The 23582-nt window shown below is 66.8% G+C and carries 18 protein-coding genes and 1 other RNA gene; 10 read left to right on the top strand and 9 right to left on the bottom strand.

The genetic code is table 11. The features are described from left to right. Nucleotides 1-424 (top strand): arsenic resistance protein (locus DU475_RS15590; protein ID WP_502706848.1); only part of this gene is annotated, 424 nt, incomplete at its 5' end. An 11-nt stretch (nucleotides 425-435) separates the two neighbouring features. Here the strand turns inward: DU475_RS15590 and DU475_RS15585 are convergent. The 4 genes from DU475_RS15585 to DU475_RS15570 all read right to left on the bottom strand — a co-directional run bounded on the left by DU475_RS15585 (nucleotide 436) and on the right by DU475_RS15570 (nucleotide 4868). Continuing rightward, nucleotides 436-1257 (bottom strand): SDR family NAD(P)-dependent oxidoreductase, encoded by an 822-nt coding sequence (locus DU475_RS15585; protein ID WP_164632639.1) that lies wholly within the window; start codon nucleotides 1255-1257, stop codon nucleotides 436-438. Further along, nucleotides 1254-1973: an SDR family oxidoreductase gene (locus tag DU475_RS15580; RefSeq protein ID WP_013501561.1), complete on the bottom strand. Its 720-nt coding sequence runs from the start codon at nucleotides 1971-1973 to the stop codon at nucleotides 1254-1256. Before DU475_RS15580 ends, DU475_RS15585 begins: the two co-directional genes overlap by 4 nt. Continuing rightward, nucleotides 1970-3868, bottom strand: coding sequence for a B12-binding domain-containing radical SAM protein (locus DU475_RS15575; protein WP_164632638.1), 1899 nt, complete (start codon nucleotides 3866-3868; stop codon nucleotides 1970-1972). Before DU475_RS15575 ends, DU475_RS15580 begins: the two co-directional genes overlap by 4 nt. Before the next feature lie 361 nt (nucleotides 3869-4229). Next, the gene (locus tag DU475_RS15570) at nucleotides 4230-4868 is read right to left on the bottom strand and encodes an HAD-IA family hydrolase (protein ID WP_164632637.1); all 639 of its coding nucleotides are present in this window, start codon (nucleotides 4866-4868) and stop codon (nucleotides 4230-4232) included. A 176-nt stretch (nucleotides 4869-5044) separates the two neighbouring features. On the opposite strand from DU475_RS15570, the gene DU475_RS15565 reads away from it, so the two are divergent. After that, a complete protein-coding gene (locus DU475_RS15565; protein WP_164632636.1) occupies nucleotides 5045-8308 on the top strand; it encodes an autotransporter domain-containing protein in 3264 nt (1087 codons plus the stop codon). A gap of 37 nt (nucleotides 8309-8345) precedes the next feature. Here the strand turns inward: DU475_RS15565 and DU475_RS15560 are convergent, their stop codons facing one another. Next, the gene (locus DU475_RS15560; RefSeq protein WP_013501565.1) at nucleotides 8346-8585 is read right to left on the bottom strand and encodes a hypothetical protein; all 240 of its coding nucleotides are present in this window, start codon (nucleotides 8583-8585) and stop codon (nucleotides 8346-8348) included. A 194-nt stretch (nucleotides 8586-8779) separates the two neighbouring features. On the opposite strand from DU475_RS15560, the gene DU475_RS15555 reads away from it, so the two are divergent. Next, on the top strand, nucleotides 8780-10735 hold the full coding sequence (locus DU475_RS15555; RefSeq protein WP_164632635.1) for a methyl-accepting chemotaxis protein: 1956 nt from the start codon (nucleotides 8780-8782) through the stop codon (nucleotides 10733-10735). Between the two features lie 123 nt (nucleotides 10736-10858). Continuing rightward, nucleotides 10859-12088 carry an extensin-like domain-containing protein gene (locus DU475_RS15550; RefSeq protein WP_013501567.1) on the top strand — a complete coding sequence of 410 codons (1230 nt, stop codon included), beginning with the start codon at nucleotides 10859-10861 and terminating at the stop codon, nucleotides 12086-12088. Here the strand turns inward: DU475_RS15550 and DU475_RS15545 are convergent, their stop codons facing one another. Continuing rightward, nucleotides 12089-12736 (bottom strand): TetR/AcrR family transcriptional regulator, encoded by a 648-nt coding sequence (locus DU475_RS15545; RefSeq protein ID WP_013501568.1) that lies wholly within the window; start codon nucleotides 12734-12736, stop codon nucleotides 12089-12091. Nucleotides 12737-12915: 179 nt separating this feature from the next. Between DU475_RS15545 and DU475_RS15540 the strand changes: the two genes are divergently transcribed. After that, entirely contained in the window at nucleotides 12916-14181 is a 1266-nt protein-coding gene (locus tag DU475_RS15540; protein WP_013501569.1) for an HlyD family secretion protein, read from the top strand. A gap of 153 nt (nucleotides 14182-14334) precedes the next feature. Then, nucleotides 14335-15930: a DHA2 family efflux MFS transporter permease subunit gene (locus DU475_RS15535; protein ID WP_164632634.1), complete on the top strand. Its 1596-nt coding sequence runs from the start codon at nucleotides 14335-14337 to the stop codon at nucleotides 15928-15930. Between the two features lie 27 nt (nucleotides 15931-15957). On the opposite strand, the gene DU475_RS15530 is transcribed toward DU475_RS15535, so the two are convergent. From DU475_RS15530 to DU475_RS15520, 3 genes are all read right to left on the bottom strand, one after another. Further along, entirely contained in the window at nucleotides 15958-16773 is an 816-nt protein-coding gene (locus tag DU475_RS15530) for a type II toxin-antitoxin system death-on-curing family toxin (RefSeq protein WP_164632633.1), read from the bottom strand. 140 nt (nucleotides 16774-16913) lie between these two features. Continuing rightward, nucleotides 16914-17370: RNase P RNA component class A (gene rnpB / locus DU475_RS15525), an RNA gene on the bottom strand. A gap of 62 nt (nucleotides 17371-17432) precedes the next feature. Then, nucleotides 17433-18299, bottom strand: coding sequence for a peptidoglycan recognition protein family protein (locus DU475_RS15520; protein WP_164632632.1), 867 nt, complete (start codon nucleotides 18297-18299; stop codon nucleotides 17433-17435). Nucleotides 18300-18791: 492 nt separating this feature from the next. On the opposite strand from DU475_RS15520, the gene rsmH reads away from it, so the two are divergent. From rsmH to DU475_RS15500, 4 genes are all read left to right on the top strand, one after another. Continuing rightward, the gene (gene rsmH / locus DU475_RS15515; RefSeq protein ID WP_164632631.1) at nucleotides 18792-19790 is read left to right on the top strand and encodes a 16S rRNA (cytosine(1402)-N(4))-methyltransferase RsmH; all 999 of its coding nucleotides are present in this window, start codon (nucleotides 18792-18794) and stop codon (nucleotides 19788-19790) included. Then, on the top strand, nucleotides 19787-20170 hold the full coding sequence (ftsL, locus tag DU475_RS15510; protein ID WP_013501574.1) for a cell division protein FtsL: 384 nt from the start codon (nucleotides 19787-19789) through the stop codon (nucleotides 20168-20170). The genes rsmH and ftsL overlap by 4 nt, the downstream gene beginning before the upstream one ends. Then, entirely contained in the window at nucleotides 20167-21921 is a 1755-nt protein-coding gene (locus DU475_RS15505; RefSeq protein WP_013501575.1) for a peptidoglycan D,D-transpeptidase FtsI family protein, read from the top strand. The genes ftsL and DU475_RS15505 overlap by 4 nt, the downstream gene beginning before the upstream one ends. 113 nt (nucleotides 21922-22034) lie before the next feature. Beyond that, nucleotides 22035-23492 (top strand): UDP-N-acetylmuramoyl-L-alanyl-D-glutamate--2,6-diaminopimelate ligase, encoded by a 1458-nt coding sequence (locus tag DU475_RS15500; protein ID WP_164632630.1) that lies wholly within the window; start codon nucleotides 22035-22037, stop codon nucleotides 23490-23492. Nucleotides 23493-23582 lie beyond the last annotated feature (90 nt).

The raw sequence follows: 23582 nt of genomic DNA, 5'->3' as shown, positions 1-23582 counted from the left end.
GCGGCGGCTGCTCGGCGTGTTCCAGCCGTTGTCGCTGGTGGCGCTGCTGGCGACGCTGGTGCTGCTGTTCGGCTTCCAGGGCGGGCAGATCATCCGGCAGCCGCTGGTGATCGCGTTGCTCGCGGTGCCGATCCTGATCCAGGTGTATTTCAACGCCGGGCTCGCCTATCTGCTCAACCGGCTCAGCGGCGAGCAGCATTGCGTCGCCGGGCCGTCGGCGCTGATCGGCGCCAGCAACTTTTTCGAACTCGCGGTGGCCGCGGCGATCAGCCTGTTCGGCTTCGAATCCGGAGCCGCGCTCGCCACCGTGGTCGGCGTGCTGATCGAGGTGCCGGTGATGCTGACGGTGGTGGCGATCGTCAACCGCTCCAAGCGCTGGTACGAGGCCGACGCCGAGGCGCCGGTGGCGCGGACACCGAGCTGAGATGGCCCTGATTAAACGGCTCCGATCGCCGCGCGCACCGCGCTGCGGGCGACGCCGAACGGCTCGCCCAGCGACAGCCCGCCGTCGATCACCAGCGTCTGACCGGTGATGTAGCCGGCCGCCGGCGAACACAGGAACGCCACCACCTCGGCGATCTCGGCGGCAGTGGCGGCGCGGCCGAGCGGCACCGCGGCTTCGATCACCGCGCGATTGACTGGATCGTCGCTCAGCCGCGGGCCGTCGTCGCGATCGACCACGCCGGGCGCCACCGCATTGACTCGCACGCCGCTGCGGCCGAGGTGCCAGCCGAGATAGCGGGTGAGCTGTTCGACGCCGGCCTTGGCGACGTGATAGGCGGCGGTCTCGTGCGCGACGCTGCGCGCCAGCACCGAAGATAGGTTCACGATCGCGCCGCGCGCTTGCGCCAGATGCGGCAGCGCCGCCTGCGCGGTGAGCATGTAGCCGCGCAGCATCACCGCTTCGGTCGCGTCCCACAATGCGGCGCTCTGCTCGCCGAACGGCGGCCGCGCCCGCTGCGACGGCGCGGCGTTGTTGACCAGGATGTCGAGCCCGCCGATCGCGGCGGCGCTCGCCGCCACGGTCGCGGCGATCGCCGCTTCGTCGCTCATGTCGCCGACGATGAAGTGCGCATCGCCGCCGGCGTCGTTGATCGCGCGCGCCGCGGCTTCGCCGGCATCGTGCCTGAGGTTGACCAACACGACCTGCGCGCCCTGCATCGCCAGCGTGCGCGCGATCGCCAGGCCGATGCCCTGCGCCGCGCCGGTGACCATCGCGCGGCGGCCGTGCAGGGGCATTGCGGTGCGATCGGTCATCGGGGCGCCGGCGATGGCGGCCGCGCCGGTCGCAGCTCGATCCGGCTCGCCAGCGCCCGCGGCGCGAACGACAGCACGTCGATCACCGCCTGCGCGACGTCGTCGGCGGACAGGTGCCAGTCCTGCGGCGGTTCGTCGGCGAAGTCGGTGGCGACCCGGCCGGGCATCACGCAACTGACGCGGATGCCGTAAGGATGCAGCTCCTGCAGCAGCGATTCCGACAGGCCGAGCAGGCCGAATTTCGAGGCGCAGTACGCCGCGCCGCCGCCATAGGCGTTGACGCTGGAGCGGCTGCCGATGTTGACGATGGCGCCGCCGCCGCGCGCCTTCAGCGCCGGGATCGCGTAGTGGCAGCAATAGAATGCGCCGGTGAGATTGGTATCGATCGTCGCGCGCCAATCCGAGGGGGCGAAGCTCTCGACCGGGCCGAGCAGGCCGATGCCGGCATTGTTGACCAGAATGTCGAGGCCGTCGAACGCCGTGACGGCGTGGTCGATCAGGCAGCGCACCTCCGACTCGTCGCGAACGTCGCACGCCACGCCGTGAACCCGGCCGGCGAGGCCGTCGCGCAGCGCCGGCAGCGCCTGGGCGATCTCGGCCTCGTCGCGGGCGCAGATCATCACCGCGGCGCCGGCCTGCGCCAGCGCCCGCGCGATCGCAAAGCCGATGCCCTTGCTGCCGCCGGTGACCAGCGCGGCCTTGCCGGCGAACGTCACGCCGGCACCTGTCCGGGGCGTGCGAACGCCAGCGGCCTGGTCAGAGCCAGCGGCGGCGAACCGGCGAACCAGGCCGGCGCGTCGTCGACATGCGCCAGCGACAGCAGTTCGGGGAATTGCGCCACGCGGGTCTGCCAATACGGCGAAGTCTCGGTCAGCCGCAGGAAGTCGGCGCGGTGGTGAGCGTGGCGCACCTGATCGCCGAGCAGCCAGTAAGCGTGCGCCAGCGCCGCCGCCATCGAGGCGTCGTAGGGGTAACCGTCGTGGATCGCCTCGATCCAGCGCGCCAGCTTGGCGACGTTGCCGCCGGGACGGAAGTTCGGGTTGTCGAGGAAGTTCGCGACCAGGTTGAAGCTGAACCAGATCTCCTTCTGCTGCTCGAGATCGGGCACGGCCTGATGCGGGATGTCGAACACCTCCCAGCCGGTGCGCAGCCGTTCGCGGTCGGCGGCGAAGCGATAGCCGAATTCGCCGCGCTCGGCGGAGCGGCCGGGATTGATGGTCTTGTCGTAGCGCTCTTCTTTGGTGCGCGCGTCGCCGAGCGACTGGAACGCCGAGAACATCTCGGTGCCCTTCAGCGGCTGGCAGATGTAGAAGCTCGCCCAGTCGCTGGCGAGTTCGACCGCGAGATCGTAGCTGTCCATCATCTGGCCGAAGGTCTCGTCGGGAAAGCCGATGATGAAATTGGTCGAGACGAACACCTCGGGGTATTTCGCGAACAGCCTGGCGCGCTCGCGCAATTTCGGTTTGGTGGTCGGCTTCTTGATCGTCTTCAGCATCGCGTCGTTGCCGGACTCGACCCCGATCTTGAAGGCGCGCAGCCCGGACGCGACCATCGCCTGCATGATCTCGTCGTCGATCGCCACTGCGATCACGCCGTTGCTGGCGGTCCATTCCAATCCGGGCACCTGTTCGGCGAGGCCCTTGAACAGCGCCAGCGTCCGCTCCCGGTCCCACAGCAGATCGTCGTCGAGCCAGTCGATGTAGCGGATGCCGTGATGCGTCACGAGGTGCTTCACCTCGTCGATCACGTCCTGCACCGTGCGCTGCCGCAGCCCGAAGCCGTTGAAGTTGCGCACTGTGCAGAAGGTGCAGCGCGCCCGGCAGCCGCGGGTGGCGAGCACGGTGGCGTAGGGCTTGTCCTCGCCGACATAGCGCGAGAACGCGCCGAGTCCGCCGTAGCGGTGATACTCCTCGACGTTGATCGCGTCGTAGAACGGCAGGATGTCCCAATTCACCGGATTGTCGCCGGAGGGCCTGCCGAGTTCGACGATCCGGCCGCCATCGGCGAACGCCATGCCCTCCGGCACGGCGTCGGCGTCGCCCGCCAGCGCCGCCAGATAGTTCATCAACTGCCGCTCGCCCTCGTGGCGCGAGACGATGTCGCACAGTCCGCTTTGAAGGATTTCCTGATAGTCGAACGTCGCCTGCACCCCGCCCGACAGGATCGGCACCTGCGGAAATTCGCTGCGGATCAGCTCGATCACCTCGACGAAGCACGGCTTGGTGGTGCCGAACATGTACGATACGGCGACATGCGGATGGGCGCAGGCTCCGATCGCCTCGCGCACCAGATCACGCCACAGGCCGTAATCGAAGCCGTCGCTGTGCGCGGCCTTGAGCAACTGATGATTGATGTCGATCAGGCGGATGCCGATCTCCGGATCGGCGGCGCGCGCCGCGGCGGCGAGATACAGCAGCCCGGCCGGCGGGAAGTTGTAGTAACCGCCGTTGCGTGCGGTGGTGACGTCGAAGAATTTCTCCGGCACCAGCGCCGGCTGGATCAGGATCAGGTCGCTCGGCCGGCTCAGCGACCGCGCGGCGGCAAAGCGCGCGAAGTCGGCGCGGATGAGCGCGTGGTCGACGGGGGAGGGCGGGGTGGCAAGCTTGGTCATCGGGTGCGGGGCTCGGCTTACGTGACGGTCGGACGCAAGGCGACTCGAGCCGCCGGCAACTCACCACAAACGGCGCACTCGACGAATCATTAGCGTCTTTCGCCGCGCAATCAAAGCTGCGCGGCGTCCGGGGCGAAGTAATAAAGTGCGGCCGCGAGCCCGGGCGCCGAACAGGTATTAAGGAATCGGTAACCAGTCGTGCTGGAGGCGCGGCGATTCGGGGTATGGCGCCGTCGCAGGGTCGTCATGCCCGGGCTTGTCCCGGGCATCTACGCCTTTCCCTCCGCGCGTCAGGAAAAGAGTTGGAGGGCCGGGACGAGCCCGGCCATGACGGGTGCCAAGGCGTGGGGCGAAACAAGAGTCAGCCGTTGCGGAGGTTCAGCCCGGTCGCGTCTTCGAGGTCGGCGATCGCCTGCTCGCCGCTCGTCACCTTGATGGTCGCCATGCCCATCTCGCGCGCCGGCTTGAGGTTGACGCCGAGATCGTCGAGATACACGCAAGCCTTCGGGTCGACGCCGAGCGCGTCGGTCATCATCCGGTAGATCTTCGGGTCCGGCTTGCGCAGGCCGATCTTGGCGGATTCGATCACATGGTCGAACAGCGCCATCACCTCCGCGACGTACAGCGTCCGCCCCGACGCCGATCCGATCGCGTTGGCCGGCAGATTGTTGGTGATGCAGCCGGTCTTGTGGTTCTGCTTGATGATCTTCAGGGCGGCGACCATCTCGGGCCGCAGCGTGCCGGACAACAGCGGCAGCACGTCCCGGCCGCGCACTTCGGCGCCGAGCGCGCGGGATTCCTCGGCGAACAGCGCGTCGAAGGTGTCGAGATCGATCTCGGCGCGCTCGAACTTGGCCCAGGCGTTCTCGAAATGATTGGCGGCGTTGGTGCGGCGGATGATGTCGATCGGCAGCCCGCGCTCGGTCTCGAACCGTGCAAACGCCTCGAATGGCGAGCTCGTGAGCACCCCGCCGAAATCCCAGATCACCGCCTCGATCATCGCGTTCCGTCTCCCCGCTGTTGTTTGCCGGAGCGCTAGCATGCGTCGGCGGCGGGGACCAGCCCGATCGCCGATATGGGTTCCAATAATGGTTCCTATTTGCATCTCGACCTTGAACCTTTAGGCTGTTTCCTGAATCAGGTCGCCAATGACCTGAGAGGTGGCAGGACAGTTGCGTGCAGGTTCGTGAAATCGGTGAGGAGCTGAGGCCCGGGGCAACGGATCGGGCGGGCGCTGCGCGAAGGCGGACCCTGCTGTCGGCGCTCCTGGCTTCGACGGCGCTGGTCGTGGTCACGATGCCCGCTTCCGCGCAGCAGGTCTGGATCGGCGCCGGTCAGGAATTCAACGCGGCGTCCAACTGGAGCGGTCCCGCCGCGGTGCCCGACACCGGTTCGACTGCAGTGTTCACCAACAACGGCGCGTCGACATTGCTGATGGTGACGGTCATCCGTAGCCCGGACGGCTTCACGTTCGATGCCGGTGCGCCGAGCTACACGATCGGTGTCGCATCCGGCGGGCAGCTCAACATGAGCGGCGCCGGCATCGTCAACAACTCCGGCAATGCGCAGAACTTCCTCATCGGTGCCGGCGGCCAGATCGATTTCATCGGCAGCAGCACCGCTGCCAATGCGACCATCACGACCCAGAGCGGCGGCTTGTTGCTGTTCAGCCAATCCTCGTCGGGAGGGACGGCCGAAATCGTGAACAACGGCACGATGGCCCTGCGCTCCGACTCGGGCGGGGTCTCGATCGGATCGCTGTCGGGCAGCGGGACGGTTGCGGCAACGGTGGTGCCCGGCGCGCCGGTGCAGACCCTGACGGTCGGCAGCCTGAACACGTCGACGTTATTCTCGGGCACGTTGATCGACAACGGCGCACAATTTGCGCTGGGCAAGACCGGCACCGGAACGCTGACGCTGACGGGAGACAATTTCTACACCGGTGGCACCACGATCTCGGGCGGAACGCTGCAACTCGGCAATGGCGGCATCAGCGGCTCGATCACCGGCGACATCACCAACAATGCGACGCTGGCCGTCAACCGCAGCAACGGCACCAGCCTCGGCGGCGCGATCTCCGGGACCGGCAACCTGATCAAGTATGGCAGCGACATCCTGGCGCTGCTCGGCAACAACACCTACACCGGCGGCACCACGATCTCGGCCGGCACACTGCAGATCGGCAACGGCGGCACCACCGGCTCGATCACCGGCAACGTCGTCAACAATGCGTCGCTGGTGTTCAACCGCTCGGATGCCGCGGGCTTCGGCGGCGTGATTTCCGGCACCGGCAGCGTCACCAAGCTCGGCAACGACGCGCTGATCCTGTTCGGCGACAACACCTACACCGGCGGCACGACCATCAGCAGCGGCTTCTTGCAGGTCGGCAATGGCGGCACCACGGGGTGGATCGTCGGCAACGTCGTCAACAACGGAACGCTGCAGCTCGCCCGCTCCGATGCCAACACGTTTGGTGGTTCGATTTCGGGCACAGGCAATCTGATCAGCTTCGGCGGCAGCGGCGGCAGTGGCGTTTTCACGTTGACCGGTACCAATGCGTACACCGGGGGCACCACCATCTCCACCGGCACACTGCAGATCGGTGACGGCGGGACGACGGGTTCGATCGTCGGCAATATCAGCAACAGCGCGACGCTGGCGTTCAACCGCTCGGAAGCGACCAGTTTCGGCGGTGCGATCTCCGGCGGCGGCCAAGTGATCAAGCGCGGCGCCGGCAATCTGTCGCTGAGCGGCATCAGCAGCTTCACTGGCGCCACCACGGTCGAGGCCGGCACGCTCAGCGTCAACGGCTCGATCGCGTCGTCGTCGCTCACGACGGTGAATGCCGGCGCGGCGCTCGGCGGCAACGGCACCGTCGGTGCCACGCTGATCAATGGCGGCGCGCTGGCGCCGGGCAATTCGATCGGCACGCTGAATGTCAGCGGCAATCTCGTCTTCACCGCGGCGTCGAGCTACATGGTCGAGGTGTCGCCGACCAGCGCCGATCGCGTCAACGTAACCGGCATTGCGACGCTCGGCGGTGCGACGGTGAATGTGTCGTTCGCCGCCGGCGGCTATGTCGAGCGGCAATACACCATCGTCAACGCGACCGGCGGCATCGCCGGGACGTTCGGGACGCTGGTCAACACCAACCTGCCGTCCGGCTTCAAATCGAGCCTCGGCTACGACGCCAACAACGCCTATCTCAATCTGGTGCTCGACTACACGCCGCCGGCGCCGCCCGGACCGACGCCTCCGGTTGTCAACAGCGGCCTCAACGCCAACCAGACCGCGGTCGCCAATGCGCTGACGAACTACTTCACGCGGACCGGCAGCATTCCGATCGTGTTCGGCGCACTGAACGCGAGCGGGCTCAGCGCCGTGTCGGGCGAGACCGCCACCGGCGCGCAGCAGTCGACCTTCAACGCCATGACGCAGTTCATGGGTCTGCTGACCAATCCGCTCGGCAACGGCCGCGAGCCGCCGGGTGCGACCAGCCGGCCGCTGCCGTTCGCCGCGACGAGTGCCGGCGCAGTGCGCGACGCGAATGCGATGATGGCCAACGCTCCGGTGCCGGCGGCGTTCGAGCCGCGCTGGAACATGTGGGCCGCCGGCTTCGGCGGCGCGCAGACCACCGACGGCAATGGCTCGCTCGGCTCCGCGACCGCGACCAGCCGGCTCGCCGGCATCGCCGCCGGCGCCGATTACTGGCTGTCGTCGCAGACCGTCGCCGGTTTCGCGATGGCGGGCGGCGCCACCCAGTTCGGTCTGGCAAACGGACTCGGCTCGGGGCGTTCCGATCTGGTGCAGGTCGGCGGCTTCGTCCGCCACAGCTTCGGCGCCAGCTATCTCACCGCCGCCGCCGCCTATGGCTGGCAGGACATCACCACGGAACGGACTGTCGTCGTCGGCGGCTTCGATCAGCTCCGTGCCGACTTCAACGCCCACGCCTATTCGGCCCGTGTCGAAGCCGGCCATCGCTGGGTTGCACCGGCGTTCGGCGGCGTCGGCCTCACGCCCTACGCCGCCGCGCAGGTCACCGCCTTCGATCTGCCGGCCTATACCGAGCGGGCGGTGGGCGGCAGCAGCGTGTTCGCGCTCGGCTACGACGCCAGGACCGTGACCTCGACGCGCAGCGAGCTCGGCCTGCGCACCGACAAGTCTTTCGCGTTGGACGGCGCGCTGCTGACGTTGCGCGGCCGTGCGGCGTGGGCTCACGAATTCGACGTCGATCGTTCGGTCGCGGCGACGTTCCAGGCGCTGCCCGGCGCCAGCTTCGTCGTGAGCGGCGCTCGCCCAGCACGGGACGCGGCGCTGACCACGGTGTCGGCGGAAGTGAATTGGCTGAACGGCTTCTCGGTCGCGGCGGCGTTCGAAGGCGAATTCTCGGATGTCACCCGCAGCTATGCCGGCAAGGGCGTGCTACGCTATTCCTGGTGAGTGCGTCAGCGCACCGTCAGAGCCCGGGCTTGCGCCCTCAGTGCATCGTCTTGCTGCTCTTGAGAAACGGCCGGCGCGCGGACTCGTGTTTCTCGTATAGTTCGAGCCAGCGACAGTCTTCCGGCCTGTACCATTCGTCGCGCGTCATCTGCGGCAGCGGCATGCTCTTGCTGATGATTTCCTCGAGGCGGAAATATTCGGCGGTTTCCTCCGCCGTCAGCCCGATCAGCACGCGGTTGCCGAAGCGGTCGAGTTCGTAGTCGTCGTCCTTGATCATACGGCTAGTTGACAAAGCCGATCGGCGTGGTCAACGCGATTTCGGTTTTAACCTAACCGATCAACCTTACCGAGGCGGAGCTCATCTCACTCTTCGTAGTTCTACGAGGTAATTGTTAACCGCTTCTTGTGGCCTTCCACGTAGTTGTGAACCGCGCCGGAACTCCGGCGACGGCACCAGAAAAGGACCGCGGAATGCTCAAATCGATTTCGGCCCGGATGATCGTGGCCATCACGCTGGTGGCGATCGGCTCGTGCGTGGTTCTGGCCGGCTTCAGCGTCTGGCGGCAGCAGGCGACGATCGAGGTTGCGTTGGAACGCGAATTGCGCGCCGATTACGCCAACATCACCGCGGCGACCGAGGCGGAGACGCGCACGACACTGGCGCTGAGCGACGTGCTGGCGGCATTGCCGCCTTTACGCGAACTCACCAAGGCGAGCGACCGCGACGGGCTGATGAAGTTGCTCAAGGACGGCCGCGACCTGACCACGCTGCGCGGGCTGTCGCTGTACACGATCCAGGTGCCGCCGGCGACGACGCTGATGCGCATTCACAATCCCAAGACGTTCGGTGACGACGTGTCGTCGCGACGCGCCATGGTGGTGCAGGCGATGACCACCGGCAAAGCGGTCGGCGGCATCGAGCCCGGCCTCGACAATCTCACGGTGTTCGGCACCACGCCGATGATCGAGGACGGCAAGGTGATCGGCACCGTCGATATCGGCGCACCGTTCGGCAAGGCTTTCGTCGAGCGGATGAAGGCGCGGTTCGGCGTCGATGTCGCGATCCTTCAGCTCAACGGCGACAAGGTCAACGTGATCGCGTCGAGCCTCGCCAACCCTGTCACGGATCCGGCGACGCTACGCCGTGCGTTCGGCGGCGAACTGGTGATCGAAAAGGGCGAGGCCGACGGCAAGGCGATCGCCACCACCTTCGGTCAGCTCAAACGGTTTTCCGGCGATCCGGTCGCGGTGCTGATGATCGTACGCGACGCCAGCGCCTATGCGGCGCTGGAGCGGCAATCGATGCAGTGGCTGGCGCTCGCGGCGATCGCCGCCGTGCTGGTCGCCGCCGCGATCGCGGTGTGGCTCGGCCGCGGTATGGCCAAGCCGATCCAGGCGCTGGAGAGTGCGATGCGCGACATCAGCAGCGGCCGCCACGACGTCGAAGTTCCGGGGCGAGGCCGCAGCGACGAGATCGGCTCGATGGCGCAGGCGGTCGAAGTGTTCAAGGAGGGGCTGATCGAGACCGGCCGGCTGCGCGCAGCGCAGGACGAGCAGCGGATCGCCCACGAAACCGAGCGACGCAAGGCGATGCACGAATTGGCGGCGCGGTTCGAGACCGGCGTCGGCAGCGTGGTCGAACTGGTCGGCTCGGCGGCGACCGAACTCCGCGGCACCGCGGATTCGATGGTCGGCACCGCGCGCGAATCCGAGCGCCGGCTGGTGGCGGCGACCGCGGCGTCGTCGCAGGCGACCTCCAACGCGCAGGCGGTGGCCGCCGCGGTGGAAGAACTCGATGCCTCGATCACCGAGATCGGCAACCGGGTCGATCAGTCGGCGCGGGTTGCCGGCGAGGCGGCCAACCAGGCCGGTCGCACCAACGAAGAGGTCCGCAGTCTCGCCGAAGCCGCGCAGAAGATCGGCGAAGTGGTGACGCTGATCAGCGACATCGCCTCGCAGACCAACTTGCTGGCGCTCAACGCCACCATCGAGGCCGCACGAGCCGGCGATGCCGGCCGCGGCTTCGCGGTGGTGGCCGCCGAGGTCAAGGCGCTGGCCGAGCAGACTTCGAAGGCGACCGAGGAGATCACCACCCAGATCAACTCGATCCAGCAGGCGACGCAATCTTCGGTGCAGGCGATCGAGGGCATCACCGGCACGGTGGCGCAGATCAACGAGATCGCGACCGCGATCGCCAGCGCGGTGCGCGAGCAGAGCGCGGCGACGCGCGAGATCGCCCACAACGTCGCGGAAGCCGCGCGCTCCACCACCGAAGTTTCGGGCAATATTTCCGGCGTCAACGAGGCCGCGCGCGAAACCGGTGTGGCGGCGACCCAGGTGGTCGACTCCGCTTCCGAGCTGTCGCGCAGCGGCGAGGCGCTGAAGACCCAGGTCGAAGCCTTCCTGAGCGAAGTCCGGGCCGCCTGATCGGGGTGAGACCGGCGACATCGAGGCGCTGCGGAACGCTGTGCTCCGCGCCCCCGCATGGTTAAGAAATCGTCGCCCGATACCGTTCAATTCTCTTTAATCAGATTGGTGGACTGTGCGCGGATGACGCGCGGAGTTCGTTTGTATCTCGTCGGCTCCTTCGTCCTCGTGTCGCTCGCGGGTTGCGGTCGCGGTCTGTTTCAGATCGCCGAGCGCGAACCGTGGCGGGCCGAGGCCGAGATCGCGTGCCTGAAATCGGGCGCGGTGAGGGAAGGGCCGGATCTCGTCCGGATTGATCCGATCTCCGGGCCGGGGGTCTGCGGCGCCGAGTTTCCGCTGAAGGTGGCGGCGCTCGGCGAAACCGGCGCGATCGGCTTCGCCGACGATCTTCGCCCGCCGGGATCGATCGGCGGCGCCAGCCAGGGCCAGCCGCGCTGGCCGGGCGGCCGGTCGCAACCGAACTACGCGACACCTCAACGAGGCTATGCCGAACCGCCGACGCGCGCGCCGAACTACGGCACTCAGCCGCAGGCCGGGTACGGCGCGCCGCAAGGCGGCTACGGCAAGGCGCCGGTGTCGCTGAACGCGCCGGGCGTGGTGCCGGCTCAGGACGATATCGAACTGCCGCCGGAAGGCGAGCCGTCCGCCGAGCGTCCGCCGGCCGAGAACGTCACCGGCTATCCGCGCGGCGCGGCGCCGCAGGGCGGCTATCCCGGCGAAGCGGAGCGGCCGCTGCCGCGGCTCGGCCCTGGCCAGCAGGGCGGCATCACCGGCTCGGTCGGGCCGGTTGCGATCAAGCCGACGGCGACGCTGGCCTGTCCGATCGTGTCGGCGCTGGATCGCTGGCTGGCGGAAGCGGTGCAGCCTTCGGCAATGCGCTGGTTCGGCCAGCGCGTTGTCGAGATCAAGCAGATCTCGGCGTATTCCTGCCGCGGCATGAACGGCAATCCGAACGCACACATCTCCGAACACGCCTTCGGCAACGCGCTCGACATCTCGGCCTTCGTGCTGGCCGACGGCCGCCGCATCACCGTCAAGGGCGGCTGGCGCGGATTGCCGGAGGAGCAGGCGTTCCTGCACGACGTCCAGGATTCGGCGTGCCGCGTTTTCAGCACGGTGCTGGCGCCGGGGTCGAACGTGTATCACTACGATCACATTCACGTCGATCTGATGCGCCGGCGCAATCTGCGTTCGATCTGCAAGCCGGCCGCGGTGTCCGGCGAAGTGATCGCGCAGCGGCTGCAGCAGCGCAACCCCTACGCCGGCGCCCAGAACTGGAACGGCGTCACCGGGTCGATCGGCCGCAACGCCTCGCGCCACAAGGTCGATCGCGACGAGGCCGAGGACGATTAGTCAGGATCCGGCGCCCGGCTCGGCCCGGTACGCCGCGAGAAACATCCGCGTTGCGCTGTCGACGACGCCGGCGATCCGCTCCGGGCAGGGCGGTTCGGCGGTCTGAAAAATGAACGGCAGGAACAGCGTCGCCTGACAGGCTTGCATGAACTGCGCGGCGGCGAGTTCGCAGTCGTCGATCGCGAGCGCGCCCGCCGCGACCTGGCCTTCGAGGTAGCGCGCGAACCGGCCGATGGTGTTGGCGATCACCCGCTGGTAGTAGCGCCGGCCGATCTCCGGCATCCGCTCGGCGATCGCCATCACGGTGCGGATCGCCGAAGCGCCGCGCGGATTGCAGATCAGCGCGATATAGGCGCTGCCGAACGCCCGCAGCGTCGCCTCGATGTCGCGCTCGGGGACGAACTCGAAGGACAGCATGCCCTGCGCCATGCTCTCCTGCTCGACGATCTCGCAGAACAGCGAATTCTTGTCGGCGAAATACACGTACAGCGTGCCCTTCGACACGCCGGCGGCGCGGGCGATCTCGCCCATGCTGGCGCCGTCGAAACCGAACTCCAGAAACACCGCGCGGGCGCCGTCGAGGATCTGGCGTCGCTTGGCGCTGTCGTCGTCGCTGTGAATCGGCGCCGCCGATGCCGTTGCAACCATTGGTTCAGCCTGTCTGGTAAAATCACGGGGATAGGGGCGAGAGCAGAAACGCACACCTGCTACCCTGACTGCATCATGGTATGTTGACCGAACCGTTCGGTCAATGATAGATGAGAATTCCTGCTAGGATACCGTTCCCGGCAGCGTTCCGTCGTGCGAGCTGAGTTCAGGAGAATCCGATGTCCGGACGCGACCAAGCTGCCCGCGCGCTGCGTCCCGAGCCGGGAAGCAGCGAGGCTGCGCCGAACCCCGGCGTGCCGCATCCGGGCCAGCCCGCCGCGCCTTCGCAAGCCGAGACGCTGCGCTCGCTGCTGGAAGATCCGTCGACGCTGAAGCTCGCCGATCCGCCGGAGCCTGAAACCGAATCCGAGCCGATCGCGCCGCCGGCGCGTCCCGCCGCCGCCAAGCCGCCGAACAAGAAGAAGTTCGTGCTGATCGGCGTCGGCATCGCGGCACTGGCTGCGCTCGGTTATTTCGGCACGCAATACATGCTGGTCGGCCGCTTCATGGTCGGCACCGACGACGCTTACGTCCGCGCCAACAACACCACGCTCGGCGCCCGCGTCTCCGGCCATCTCGCCGCGATCCTGCCGCGCGACAATTCGGAGGTGAAGGCCGGCGACGTGGTGTTCCGGATCGACGACGGCGACTACAAGATCGCGGTCGCGTCCGCCCGCGCCAAGATCGCCACCCAGGAAGCCACCATCGCCCGGATCGGCCGCCAGATCGCCGCGCAGCAGAGCGCGGTGGAGCAGGCCCAGGCGCAGCTCGAATCCGCCGAAGCAGCAGCCAGGCGCGCCGCGCTGGATTTCGATCGCCAGCAGGCGCTGTCGACCAAGGGCTTCGCCTCGCGCGCGGTATTCGAAACCTCGCAGGCCGGCCGCGACCAGACCGTCGCCTCGGTCGCCGCCGCCAAGGCCGCCTATGATGCCGCGCGCGACGGCGTCGAAGTCACCAGGGCGCAGCAGGCCGAAGCCCGCGCCCAGCTCGTCGAGCTGCAGAGCTCGCTGGCCAAGGCCGAGCGCGACCTCGATTTCACCCAGGTCCGCGCCCCGGTCAGCGGCGTGTTCTCCAACCGGCTGGTCAATCTCGGCGATTTCATCAACGCCGGCCAGCGGATGGCCAACATCGTGCCGCTCCACGGCGTCTACATCGACGCCAACTTCAAGGAAACCCAGCTCCGCCGGCTGAAGCCGGGGCAGAAGGTGAATATCTCGGTCGACGCCTATTCCAGTCGCAAGATCGAAGGCGTCGTCGACAGCCTGTCGCCGGCGGCCGGTCAGGTGTTCACGCTGCTGCCGCCCGACAACGCCACCGGCAATTTCACCAAGATCGTGCAGCGTGTCCCGGTCCGTATCCGCGTTCCTGCCGAGGTGGCGGGCGAGAACCTGCTGCGCGCCGGCATGTCCGTTTACGTCGACGTCGACACCCGGACGGGCGAGTAGGCGGCCGATCAGCCGGGGCGCCACCCATTCGTCATGCCCGGCCTTGTGCCGGGCATCCACGCCCGACTGAGATCGCTGCAACAAAGACGTGGATGGCCGGGACGAGCCCGGCCATGACGATGAGGACGAGCGAACTCCTCCGAGGACTTGCCGATGTCGGCATCGACCACCGCTGACGCAGCACCAGCCCAAGCGCCCGCCGAGCCGTCCGAGCACGTTCCGGCGAGCCGGCTGATCGCGTTCCTGATCATGGTGTTCGGGATGTTCATGGCGATCCTGGACATCCAGATCGTCTCGGCGTCGCTGTCGGAAATCCAGGCTGGCCTGTCGGCGTCGTCGTCCGAAGTCTCGTGGGTGCAGACCGCCTATCTGATCGCCGAAGTGATCGCGATCCCGCTGTCCGGCTTCCTGTCGCGCGCGCTCGGCACCCGCAACCTGTTCGCGATCTCGGCAGCCGGCTTCACCTTCGCCAGCCTGATGTGCGGGTTCACCTCGTCGATCGCCGAGATGATCGTGTGGCGGGCGATCCAGGGCTTTCTCGGCGCCGGCATGATCCCGACCGTGTTCGCCTCGGCCTACACGGTGTTCCCGCGCTCCAAGTTCAACATGGTCGGTCCGATCATCGGCCTGGTCGCGACGCTGGCGCCGACCATCGGCCCGACGGTCGGCGGCTACATCACCGACCTGATGTCGTGGCACTGGCTGTTCTTCATCAATGTCGTGCCGGGAATCCTGATCACCGTCGGCGTGCTGGCGCTGGTCGATTTCGACGAGCCGCATTACGAGCTGCTCGATCATTTCGACTGGTGGGGTCTCGGCTTCATGGCCGGCTTCCTCGGCTCGCTCGAATATGTGCTGGAGGAGGGGCCGCGCAACGACTGGTTCAACGACGAGTCGATCTTCATTTTCGCGATCCTCTGCGTGGTGTCGGCGGTGGCGTTCTTCTGGCGGGTGCTGACCGCGCGCGAGCCGATCGTCGACATCCGTGCCTTCACCGACCGCAATTTCGCGATCGGCTGCATGTTCCAGTTCTGCGTCGGCATCGGGCTGTACGGGCTGACCTACATCTATCCGCGCTATCTGGCCGAGGTGCGCGGCTACAGCGCGCTGATGATCGGCGAGACGATGTTCGTCTCCGGCATCGCGATGTTCCTGTCGGCGCCACTGGTCGGCCGGCTGATGGCGCTGGTCGACATGCGCATCCTGATCGCCGTCGGCCTGCTGCTGTTCGCCGGCGGCACCTGGCAGATGACCTGGATCACCCGCGACTTCGATTTCTACGAGCTGTTGTGGCCGCAGATCTTCCGCGGCGTCGGCATGATGATGGCGATGGTGCCGGTCAACAACATCGCGCTCGGCACGCTGCCACCGCACCGGGTCAAGAACGCCTCCGGTCTGTTCAACCTGACCCGCAACCTCGGCGGCGCGCTCGGCCTCGCATTGATCAACACCGCGCTCGACGGCCGCACCGACTTCCACATCTCCCGGCTGCACGACAAGGTGACCTGGGGCAACGCCCAGGCGGTCGAACTGCTCAACACCTTCACCCAGCGCTTCCAGGGCATGGGCGACGCCTCGATGATGGCGCTGAAACAGCTCACCAGCATCGTCCACCGTCAGGCCGTGGTGATGAGCTACGGCGACGCCTTCTTCCTGCTGACGGTGTTCTACCTTGGGCTCAGCACGCTGGTATTCCTGCTCGCCAAGCCGGCCAACCCGATGGCCGCGGCGGGCGGCGGGGGGCATTGAGGGCGGGAGCCTTACGCGGTCTATTGTCTAGCGATACGCTAAGCGTTTAAGCGGTTCTTCATAGGTGCCAATCAAGGCGCTCAGAGGGTCGGCGCTTTTGAAGAAAACCTGCGCGTCAACACCGTTCTCGGGGAGAAGCCCGGTTGATTTCCTGACTGTTGAAACAGCGTTTCTAGAGACTTCTTTGGTCCATCCCGGAAACCCGATCTGGGCTACTCTTTCGTCGCCTTTGTAAACATTGATATAGTTGCCGCTCGGGTTTCCGATCGAGCATCCGTGGCGGTTCAATAGCGCCTGCAATTCGTTGAACGTCACAATGTATGACATGCGATTGTCTTGTTTCCGAAACATGGTTTTAAACCGTGGGGCGATTTCGCTGACCTCCATGTGTTTGCCGTTCGTGCGATTGTAGTCCGCTATTTCAACCATGAAATCTTCCACTTCTTTGATATCGACAGATGGCGTGTAGCCGTGCTCCATCATAAAAAATACTGAGCTCAAAAATGCTGTTCGCTTATTGGCGTCGTGGAATGGATGATCGTTTATCAATCCAAAAATGAGGGATGATGCGATATCCCAGAAGTCCGAATACACAAAAGAGCCGCCTGCAGAAGCTAATTGACGGCCAACTGCGGACGACAAGAGCCCATAATCCTTCGGGCCAAATCCTGCTATTCCTTCACCCAGCTTAAGAAAATGATCGCAAATCAGATAGTGAGCATCAATAACGTCTTCGCACGTCAAATGCGGACGGTCTCCCGAGTAATCAATTTCCGATATCTGGCTGAGATAGAATTCGTAATTCTTAAATAGCTCAGGTGAAAGGTCGTTGCGATCCAGCATTTCAAATTCCAGTCGATCAGCTAATGAATTCAGGGTAGATCAAGTGTAGTGATGAGCGGCTTCGTGGGCAAGTTGTCTATTGGTTGCTGTGCTAAACGGGAGAAGGGCCCGACGTTTCCGCCGAGCCCTTCATTCATAGAAGTATCAGCCGGCCTGTAAGCCGGGTTCTGGAGGGCATCGCGTCCTTGCGGAGGCGATACGCGACGGCCATTCCTCTGGGACGCTGTTTGCACAGCGCCTCGAGCAACCTACCCGGACGGCGAGCCTGACATCGCCCTGCGGAGTTATCGCTGCGAGCAGCGAACTATCCGCGATGCCGTCCCTATTCGGTTTTGCTCCCGGTGGGGTTTACCATGCCGTCCCCGTTGCCGGCGACGCGGTGCGCTCTTACCGCACCTTTTCACCCTTACTGCCCCCCCCCCGACCCTCCCCCGCAAGCGGGGGAGGGAGAAGAAAGGGGAAGCGGTTCGTTCTCTGTGGCACTTTCCCTGGGGTCGCCCCCGCCGGACGTTATCCGGCACCGTATGTCGATGGAGCCCGGACTTTCCTCCCCCGCAGCCTTTCGGCCCTAGCGGGAGCGGCCGTCCGGCCGACTGACGCGGCAAGCCATGCGGGCTCGGGCCGCGGTCGTCAAGCCGCAAGTGGCGTGGAGGAAACGGTTAGCCCAGCGCCGCGACCGCGCGGGCTTCGATCGGGAGGCGTGCGAGCAGCGCGTGCAGCGTCGCCACGGTCGACGCGTCGGCGATGCCGTCGACTTTCTCGGGGCGGAAGTGGCGCTGGAACGCGGTGACGACGTCGGTGGTGGCGTGGTCGTAGCTGCCGTTGACCGGGACGCGGTAGCCGTAATCGGCCAGCGCCTGCTGCATCAGCCGCACGTCGTCGCCCTCGGCGCCTTGCTTCAGCGCCGGACCCGGCACGATCCGCGCCGGCTCGACCCACAGGCCGACTCCGGAGGCGGCTAGCGACCGCCACGGGAATTTCTCGCCCGGATCTTTCTTGCGCGCCGGGGCGACGTCTGAATGGCCGACGATGCGATGCGCCGGCACGTCGCGGCGCAGGATGATGCCGCGGCACAGCGCGATCACCGCCGCGATCTGGCGCAGCGGATAATCCGGATAGCCCCAATCGTGGCCGCGATTGATGATCTCGATGCCGATCGAGCAGGAGTTGATGTCTTCCTCGCCGGCCCAGGACGCGACGCCGGCGTGCCAGGCCCGCTTGGATTCCGGCACGCATTGCAGGATGCGGCCGTCTTCGAGCACGACGTAGTGCGCCGAGACTTCGGTGCCGGCCTTGCACAGCCGGGTCAGCGCGCCTTCGACGTCCGGCATGCCGGTGTAGTGCAGCACGATCATGTCCGGACGGCGGGCTTTGTTCCGCTCGCCGTAGTTCGGCGACGGCAGCACGTCGGACACCATCGACGAGTCGGGTGTGAAGGTCTGCATGGACACGATGCCCTTGGGCAAAGGGAGGGCACGTCGACGTTTCGACTCGGCACCGGCTGACGCTAACGAACCTGACAACATCGGATGACTCAATACCGGCAGGAGAACGGCGTCGCTGCGCCGACTGAAACATCCCGGTAACTATCCTGGTCCACGGCGCTCCCCGCAACGCGCAGTCTTCACGATTTTGCCATTTTCTGTGGACGAGACCCGGTTCGTCATCCTGCAGCGCAGCAGAACGCGCGCGCTGGGTGCGGCGTTCCCCCCGCTTTTCGACCGCCAGCCGTCAACGGTTTCTTAAGCGTAAGCGCCGTTACTGAGAGGTGAACAGCCGGTGTCAAATTGCCGGCAATATTTCCAGTGACGCCCCATAAGCCGATGGTAATCCATCAGATTCCACGCGGAGCGCCGGGTTCGTCGGTCGTCTTGACCGGCTGGCGCGGCGCTCGGCCGGCGCAATGGGACGAGGCGAGGCACGATGGGCCGATTGCCCTGCAGCAAGCCGACGAGCAGCCCGACCGAGCTCCGCGCGATGCGGGACGGACGCGGCCTCAGTGCGGCCGGGGCGCGCGCATGAGCCATTCCGACTCGCGCCATGTTCCAGTGCTCGGGCCCGAGGCGGTCGGCCTGCTCGCGCCGCGCGACGGTGGCGTCTATGTCGACGGCACGTTCGGGGCCGGCGGCTACACGCGGCTGATTCTGCAGACCGCCGGCAGCAGAGTGATCGCGATCGACCGCGATCCGACCGCGATCGTCGGCGGCGCCGGGCTGGTCGCTGAAGCGGGCGGCCGGCTGACGCTGGTGCAGGACCGGTTCTCCAATCTGGCCGAGGTTTGCGCCGCGCAGGGTGCCGCGATGGTCGACGGCGTGGTGATCGACATCGGCGTGTCGTCGATGCAGCTCGATCAGGCCGAGCGCGGCTTCTCGTTCCGGTTCGACGGCCCGCTCGACATGCGGATGGGGCGCGACGGACCGAGCGCGGCCGATGTGGTCGCCCGCGCCTCGGAAACCGATCTCGCCAACATCATCTACATCTTCGGCGAGGAGCGGTATTCGCGCCACGTCGCCCGCGCCATCGTGGCGGCGCGGACCGAGGCGCCGATTACCACCACCAAGGCGCTCGCCGACATCGTCGCCAAGGTGGTGCGTGCCAAGCCCGGCGAGATCCATCCGGCGACCCGCACGTTCCAAGGCTTGCGGATCTTCGTCAACGAAGAGCTCGACGAACTGCATCAGGCGCTCGACGCCGCCGAGCGCGTCCTGAAGCCGGGCGGCCGGCTCGCGGTGGTGTCGTTTCATTCGCTGGAAGATCGCATCGTCAAGACCTTCCTGGCCGAGCGCAGCAAGACCGGCGGCGGCTCGCGCCATCTGCCGGAGGTCGCGCAGGCGACGCCGAGCTTCACGTTGCTCGCCAAGCGGCCGATCGTCGCCGGCGATGCCGAAGTCGCCGCCAATCCGCGTGCGCGCTCCGCCAAGCTGCGCGGGGCCGAGCGCACCGAAGCGCCTGCGCATGCCGCCGGCGATCTGCCGGGATGGCCGACTCTCGCCAGCGTGCTGAGGGCCGGCCGATGATGCGGCTGGTGCACGTGCTGGTGATAGGCATGCTGGTGTTCGCCGCGGCCTATGTGTACCGGATCAAAATGGAATCGACGGTGCGCACCGAGAAGGTGCTGCAGATCCAGGCCGAGCTGCGCAAGGAGCGCGAGGCGATCGCCCGGCTGCGCGCCGAATGGGCTCAGCTCGATGCGCCCGGCCGGCTGCAGGGGATCGCCGCACGCCATCTCAAGCTGAAGCCGATCACCGCGCGGCAATTCGATCAACTCAAGAACCTTCCCGCGCGGCCGCCGGCGATCGCCGACCCCAACGCTCCCGATCCGATCGCCTCGATGATCGAGAAAATCGATCCCGACATCGTCACCGGCTCTCTGCCGGCTCCGGAGCCCGCTCAGTGACCGAACCCTCGCTGCCGCTCGTCGGCCACCACGTCAATTGGCATCAACGGCTGATCCGCAGCCTGATCTACGGGCGCGACGTCGACCGCGACGCCAAGGCGCGTGCCCGGGTGGGGCTGGCGATGATCGCCTTCGCCGTGGTGTATGGCGTGATCGCGTTCAAGCTGACGACGATCGCGGTGTTCGGCGACAGTCATGGTGCACGCCGCGGCGTGTCGCAGGACGCGGTCGCCACCGCGCGGCCGGACATCGTCGACCGCAACGGTCAGATCCTGGCCACCGACGTCAAGACGCCGTCGCTGTTCGGCGAGCCGCGCCGGCTGATCGATCAGGACGAGGCGGTGGAACTGCTCACCGCGACGCTGCCCGACCTCGAAACCCAGGAAGTGCGCGAGCGGCTGGCGTCGAAGAAGGGGTTCGTCTGGCTGAAGCGCGAAATCACGCCGCGTCAGCAGGCCGAGATCAAAAAGCTCGGCATCCCCGGCATCGGCTTCCTGCGCGAGAACAAGCGCGTCTATCCCAACGCTGCCGAGGTGTCGCATCTGATCGGTCTGGTCAATATCGACAACCAGGGCATCGCCGGCATCGAGAAGTGGCTCGACAACAACGGTCTCGCCGACCTGCACCGCGCCGGCTTCGCCTCCGACCGGATGCAGCGGCCGGTCGAGCTTGCGCTCGACGTCCGCGTCACGCATGCGCTGCGCGACGAACTGCTGAAGGCCAAGGAGAAGTACAGTGCCAAGGCGGCGTCGGGCCTGGTCTCCAACGTCAACACCGGCGAGATCGTCGCGATGGTGTCGCTGCCGGATTTCGACCCGAACAATCCGCGCGAAGCCAACGACCCCGATCGCATCAACCGGCTCACCACCGGCGTGTTCGAAATGGGCTCGACCTTCAAGACGCTGACGCTGGCGATGGCGCTCGACGCCGGCAAGGCGTCGCTGAGCACGATGTACGACGCGCGCGGCCCGCTGCACTACGGCAAGTTCAAGATCCACGACTCCCACAATATGGGCCGCGCGATTTCGCTGTCGGAAGTGTTCACCTATTCGTCGAACGTCGGGGCGGCGCGCGTAGCGTTGTCGATGGGCGTCGACGCGCACAAGGCGTTCCTGAAGAAGGTCGGCCAGCTCGACCGGTTGCGCACCGAACTGCCGGAGAGCGCGTCGCCGCTGGTGCCCAAGCGCTGGAGTGAACTCAACACCATCACCATCTCGTTCGGCCACGGCGTGGCGGTGGCGCCGCTGCAGGCGGTGATGGGGATCAACGCGATGGTGAACGGCGGCTATCTGATCCCGCCGACCTTCCTCAAGCGCACCGAGGAAGACGCGCAAAAATTCGCCAAGCGTGTGGTCAAGAAGGAGACCAGCGACAAGATCCGCTATCTGATGCGGCTCAACGCCGAGATCGGCACCGCCAAGACTGCCGACCAGATCGCCAAGGGCTACTACATCGGCGGCAAGACCGGCACCTCGGAAAAGGTGGTGAACGGCCGCTACGCCAAGAAGCAGGTGCTCAACTCGTTCACCGCGATCCTGCCGGCCGACAATCCGCAATACCAGGTGCTGGTGATGCTCGACGAGCCGAAGGCGTTGCCCGAGACCCATGGCTTCATCACCTCGGGGTGGAACGCGGTGCCGACCGGCGGCAAGGTGATCGAACGAATCGCGCCGCTGCTCGGCATCGAGCCGCGGTTCGACCTGCCGCCGCCGGACCGCCTCATTCTTGCGGCATCGCGGGCCGGCCACTAGCCGCGCGGCGTGCCGCGCCGGCCGCCATTCCTGCCGTTTTGCGCCGCGCGCTGCTTGCGCTAAAAGCCTCGTAGGCGTGAGAACATCTGTCTCGAATCGGACGCCCGAGGACCATGAAGCTCCGCGATCTGTTCAGCGCCGAAACCGAGATCGCCGCGTCGGCGGCCGACCGCCCCATCGGCGGACTCGCCGTCGACAGCCGCGCGGTGCGGCCGGGCGATCTGTTCTTCGCGCTCGCCGGTGCCAAGACCGACGGCGCGCGGTTCGTCGCCGCGGCGATCGCCGCGGGGGCCGTGGCGGTCGCAGGCGAGCATCCGCCGGCCGGCGATCTCGCAGTACCGTTCGTGCAGCTCTCGAACCCGCGACTGGCGCTGGCGCAGGCCGCGGCGCGATTCTATCCGCGGCAGCCGGAGGTGATCGCCGCGGTCACCGGCACCAGCGGCAAGACTTCGGTCGCAGCCTTCGCCCGGCAGATCTGGCAGCGGCTCGGCTATGCCTCGGCCAGCATCGGCACCATCGGGCTGGTGACGCCGACGCGCAGCGTTTACGGCTCGCTGACCACGCCGGACCCGATCGCGCTGCATCGCTCGCTGGACGAGATCGCGGGCGAGGGCATCACCCATCTGGCGCTGGAGGCGTCGTCGCACGGGCTCGATCAGTTCCGGCTCGACGGCGTCCGCGTCGCCGCCGGCGGCTTCACCAACCTGTCGCGCGACCACATGGATTATCACCCCACGGTCGCGCACTATCTGAATGCCAAGCTGCGGCTGTTCCGCCACCTGGTGCAGGACGGCGGCGCCGCGGTGATCGCCGCCGATCACGACTGCTCGGCAGAGGTGATCGAGGCGGCCGGGGCGCGCGGCCTGCGGCTGATCACCATCGGTCGCAACGGCGATCCGGGCGAGGGGATCGCGCTGATCGATGCGGCCATCGATGGCTTCGCCCAAATCCTAACGGTCGCGCATGCCGGCCGTCGCTACAGCATCAAGCTGCCGCTGGTCGGCGAGTTCCAGATCGAGAACGCGCTGGTCGCAGCCGGTCTGGTAATCGGCACCGGCGGCGATCCGGCGACGAGCTTCGCGGCGCTCGAACATCTCGAAGGCGCTCCTGGGCGGCTCGATCTGGTCGGCGCCCATCGCGGCGCGCCGGTGTTCGTCGACTATGCGCACAAGCCCGACGCGCTCGCCAAGTCGCTGCAGGCGCTGCGGCCCTACGCAAAGCGCAAGCTGGTGGTGGTGTTCGGCGCGGGCGGCGACCGCGATGCCGGCAAGCGGCCGCTGATGGGCGCGATCGCCGCCGAGCATGCCGACACGGTGATCGTCACCGACGACAATCCGCGCAGCGAAGATCCCGCCGCGATCCGCGCTGCGATCATCGCTGCCGCGCCCGGCGCGCGCGAGATCGGCGACCGCGCCGAGGCGATCCGCACTGCGATCGGCGAATTGCAGCCGGGCGATGCGCTGGTGATCGCCGGCAAGGGCCACGAAACCGGGCAAATCGTGGGCGACCGCGTGCTGCCGTTCAGCGATCACGACGCCGCGAAAGCGGCGCTATCAGCGAGCGCCGCATGAGCAAAGAACCGCTATGGACGTCGGACGCGATGGCGGAGGCGATGGCCGCGACTCGCAGCGGCACGCTGCCGCGCGACGTGTTCGGAATCT

This window comes from Rhodopseudomonas sp. WA056, assembly GCF_010906995.1.
Lineage (GTDB): Bacteria > Pseudomonadota > Alphaproteobacteria > Rhizobiales > Xanthobacteraceae > Rhodopseudomonas > Rhodopseudomonas palustris_G.
This window is presented reverse-complemented; position numbering and strand designations above follow the sequence as displayed.

Excerpts from the sequence above, each read along its gene's own strand:
- DU475_RS15555 (WP_164632635.1), top strand. The coding sequence starts at position 8,780 with ATGCTCAAATCGATTTCGGCCCGGATGATCGTGGCCATCACGCTGGTG.
- DU475_RS15540 (WP_013501569.1), top strand. The coding sequence starts at position 12,916 with ATGTCCGGACGCGACCAAGCTGCCCGCGCGCTGCGTCCCGAGCCGGGA.
- DU475_RS15530 (WP_164632633.1), bottom strand. The coding sequence starts at position 16,773 with ATGCTGGATCGCAACGACCTTTCACCTGAGCTATTTAAGAATTACGAA.
- DU475_RS15500 (WP_164632630.1), top strand. The coding sequence starts at position 22,035 with ATGAAGCTCCGCGATCTGTTCAGCGCCGAAACCGAGATCGCCGCGTCG.
- DU475_RS15520 (WP_164632632.1), bottom strand. The coding sequence starts at position 18,299 with ATGTTGTCAGGTTCGTTAGCGTCAGCCGGTGCCGAGTCGAAACGTCGA.
- rsmH (WP_164632631.1), top strand. The coding sequence starts at position 18,792 with ATGAGCCATTCCGACTCGCGCCATGTTCCAGTGCTCGGGCCCGAGGCG.
- DU475_RS15560 (WP_013501565.1), bottom strand. The coding sequence starts at position 8,585 with ATGATCAAGGACGACGACTACGAACTCGACCGCTTCGGCAACCGCGTG.
- DU475_RS15570 (WP_164632637.1), bottom strand. The coding sequence starts at position 4,868 with ATGATCGAGGCGGTGATCTGGGATTTCGGCGGGGTGCTCACGAGCTCG.
- ftsL (WP_013501574.1), top strand. The coding sequence starts at position 19,787 with ATGATGCGGCTGGTGCACGTGCTGGTGATAGGCATGCTGGTGTTCGCC.
- DU475_RS15550 (WP_013501567.1), top strand. The coding sequence starts at position 10,859 with ATGACGCGCGGAGTTCGTTTGTATCTCGTCGGCTCCTTCGTCCTCGTG.
- DU475_RS15535 (WP_164632634.1), top strand. The coding sequence starts at position 14,335 with ATGTCGGCATCGACCACCGCTGACGCAGCACCAGCCCAAGCGCCCGCC.
- DU475_RS15545 (WP_013501568.1), bottom strand. The coding sequence starts at position 12,736 with ATGGTTGCAACGGCATCGGCGGCGCCGATTCACAGCGACGACGACAGC.
- DU475_RS15585 (WP_164632639.1), bottom strand. The coding sequence starts at position 1,257 with ATGACCGATCGCACCGCAATGCCCCTGCACGGCCGCCGCGCGATGGTC.
- DU475_RS15575 (WP_164632638.1), bottom strand. The coding sequence starts at position 3,868 with ATGACCAAGCTTGCCACCCCGCCCTCCCCCGTCGACCACGCGCTCATC.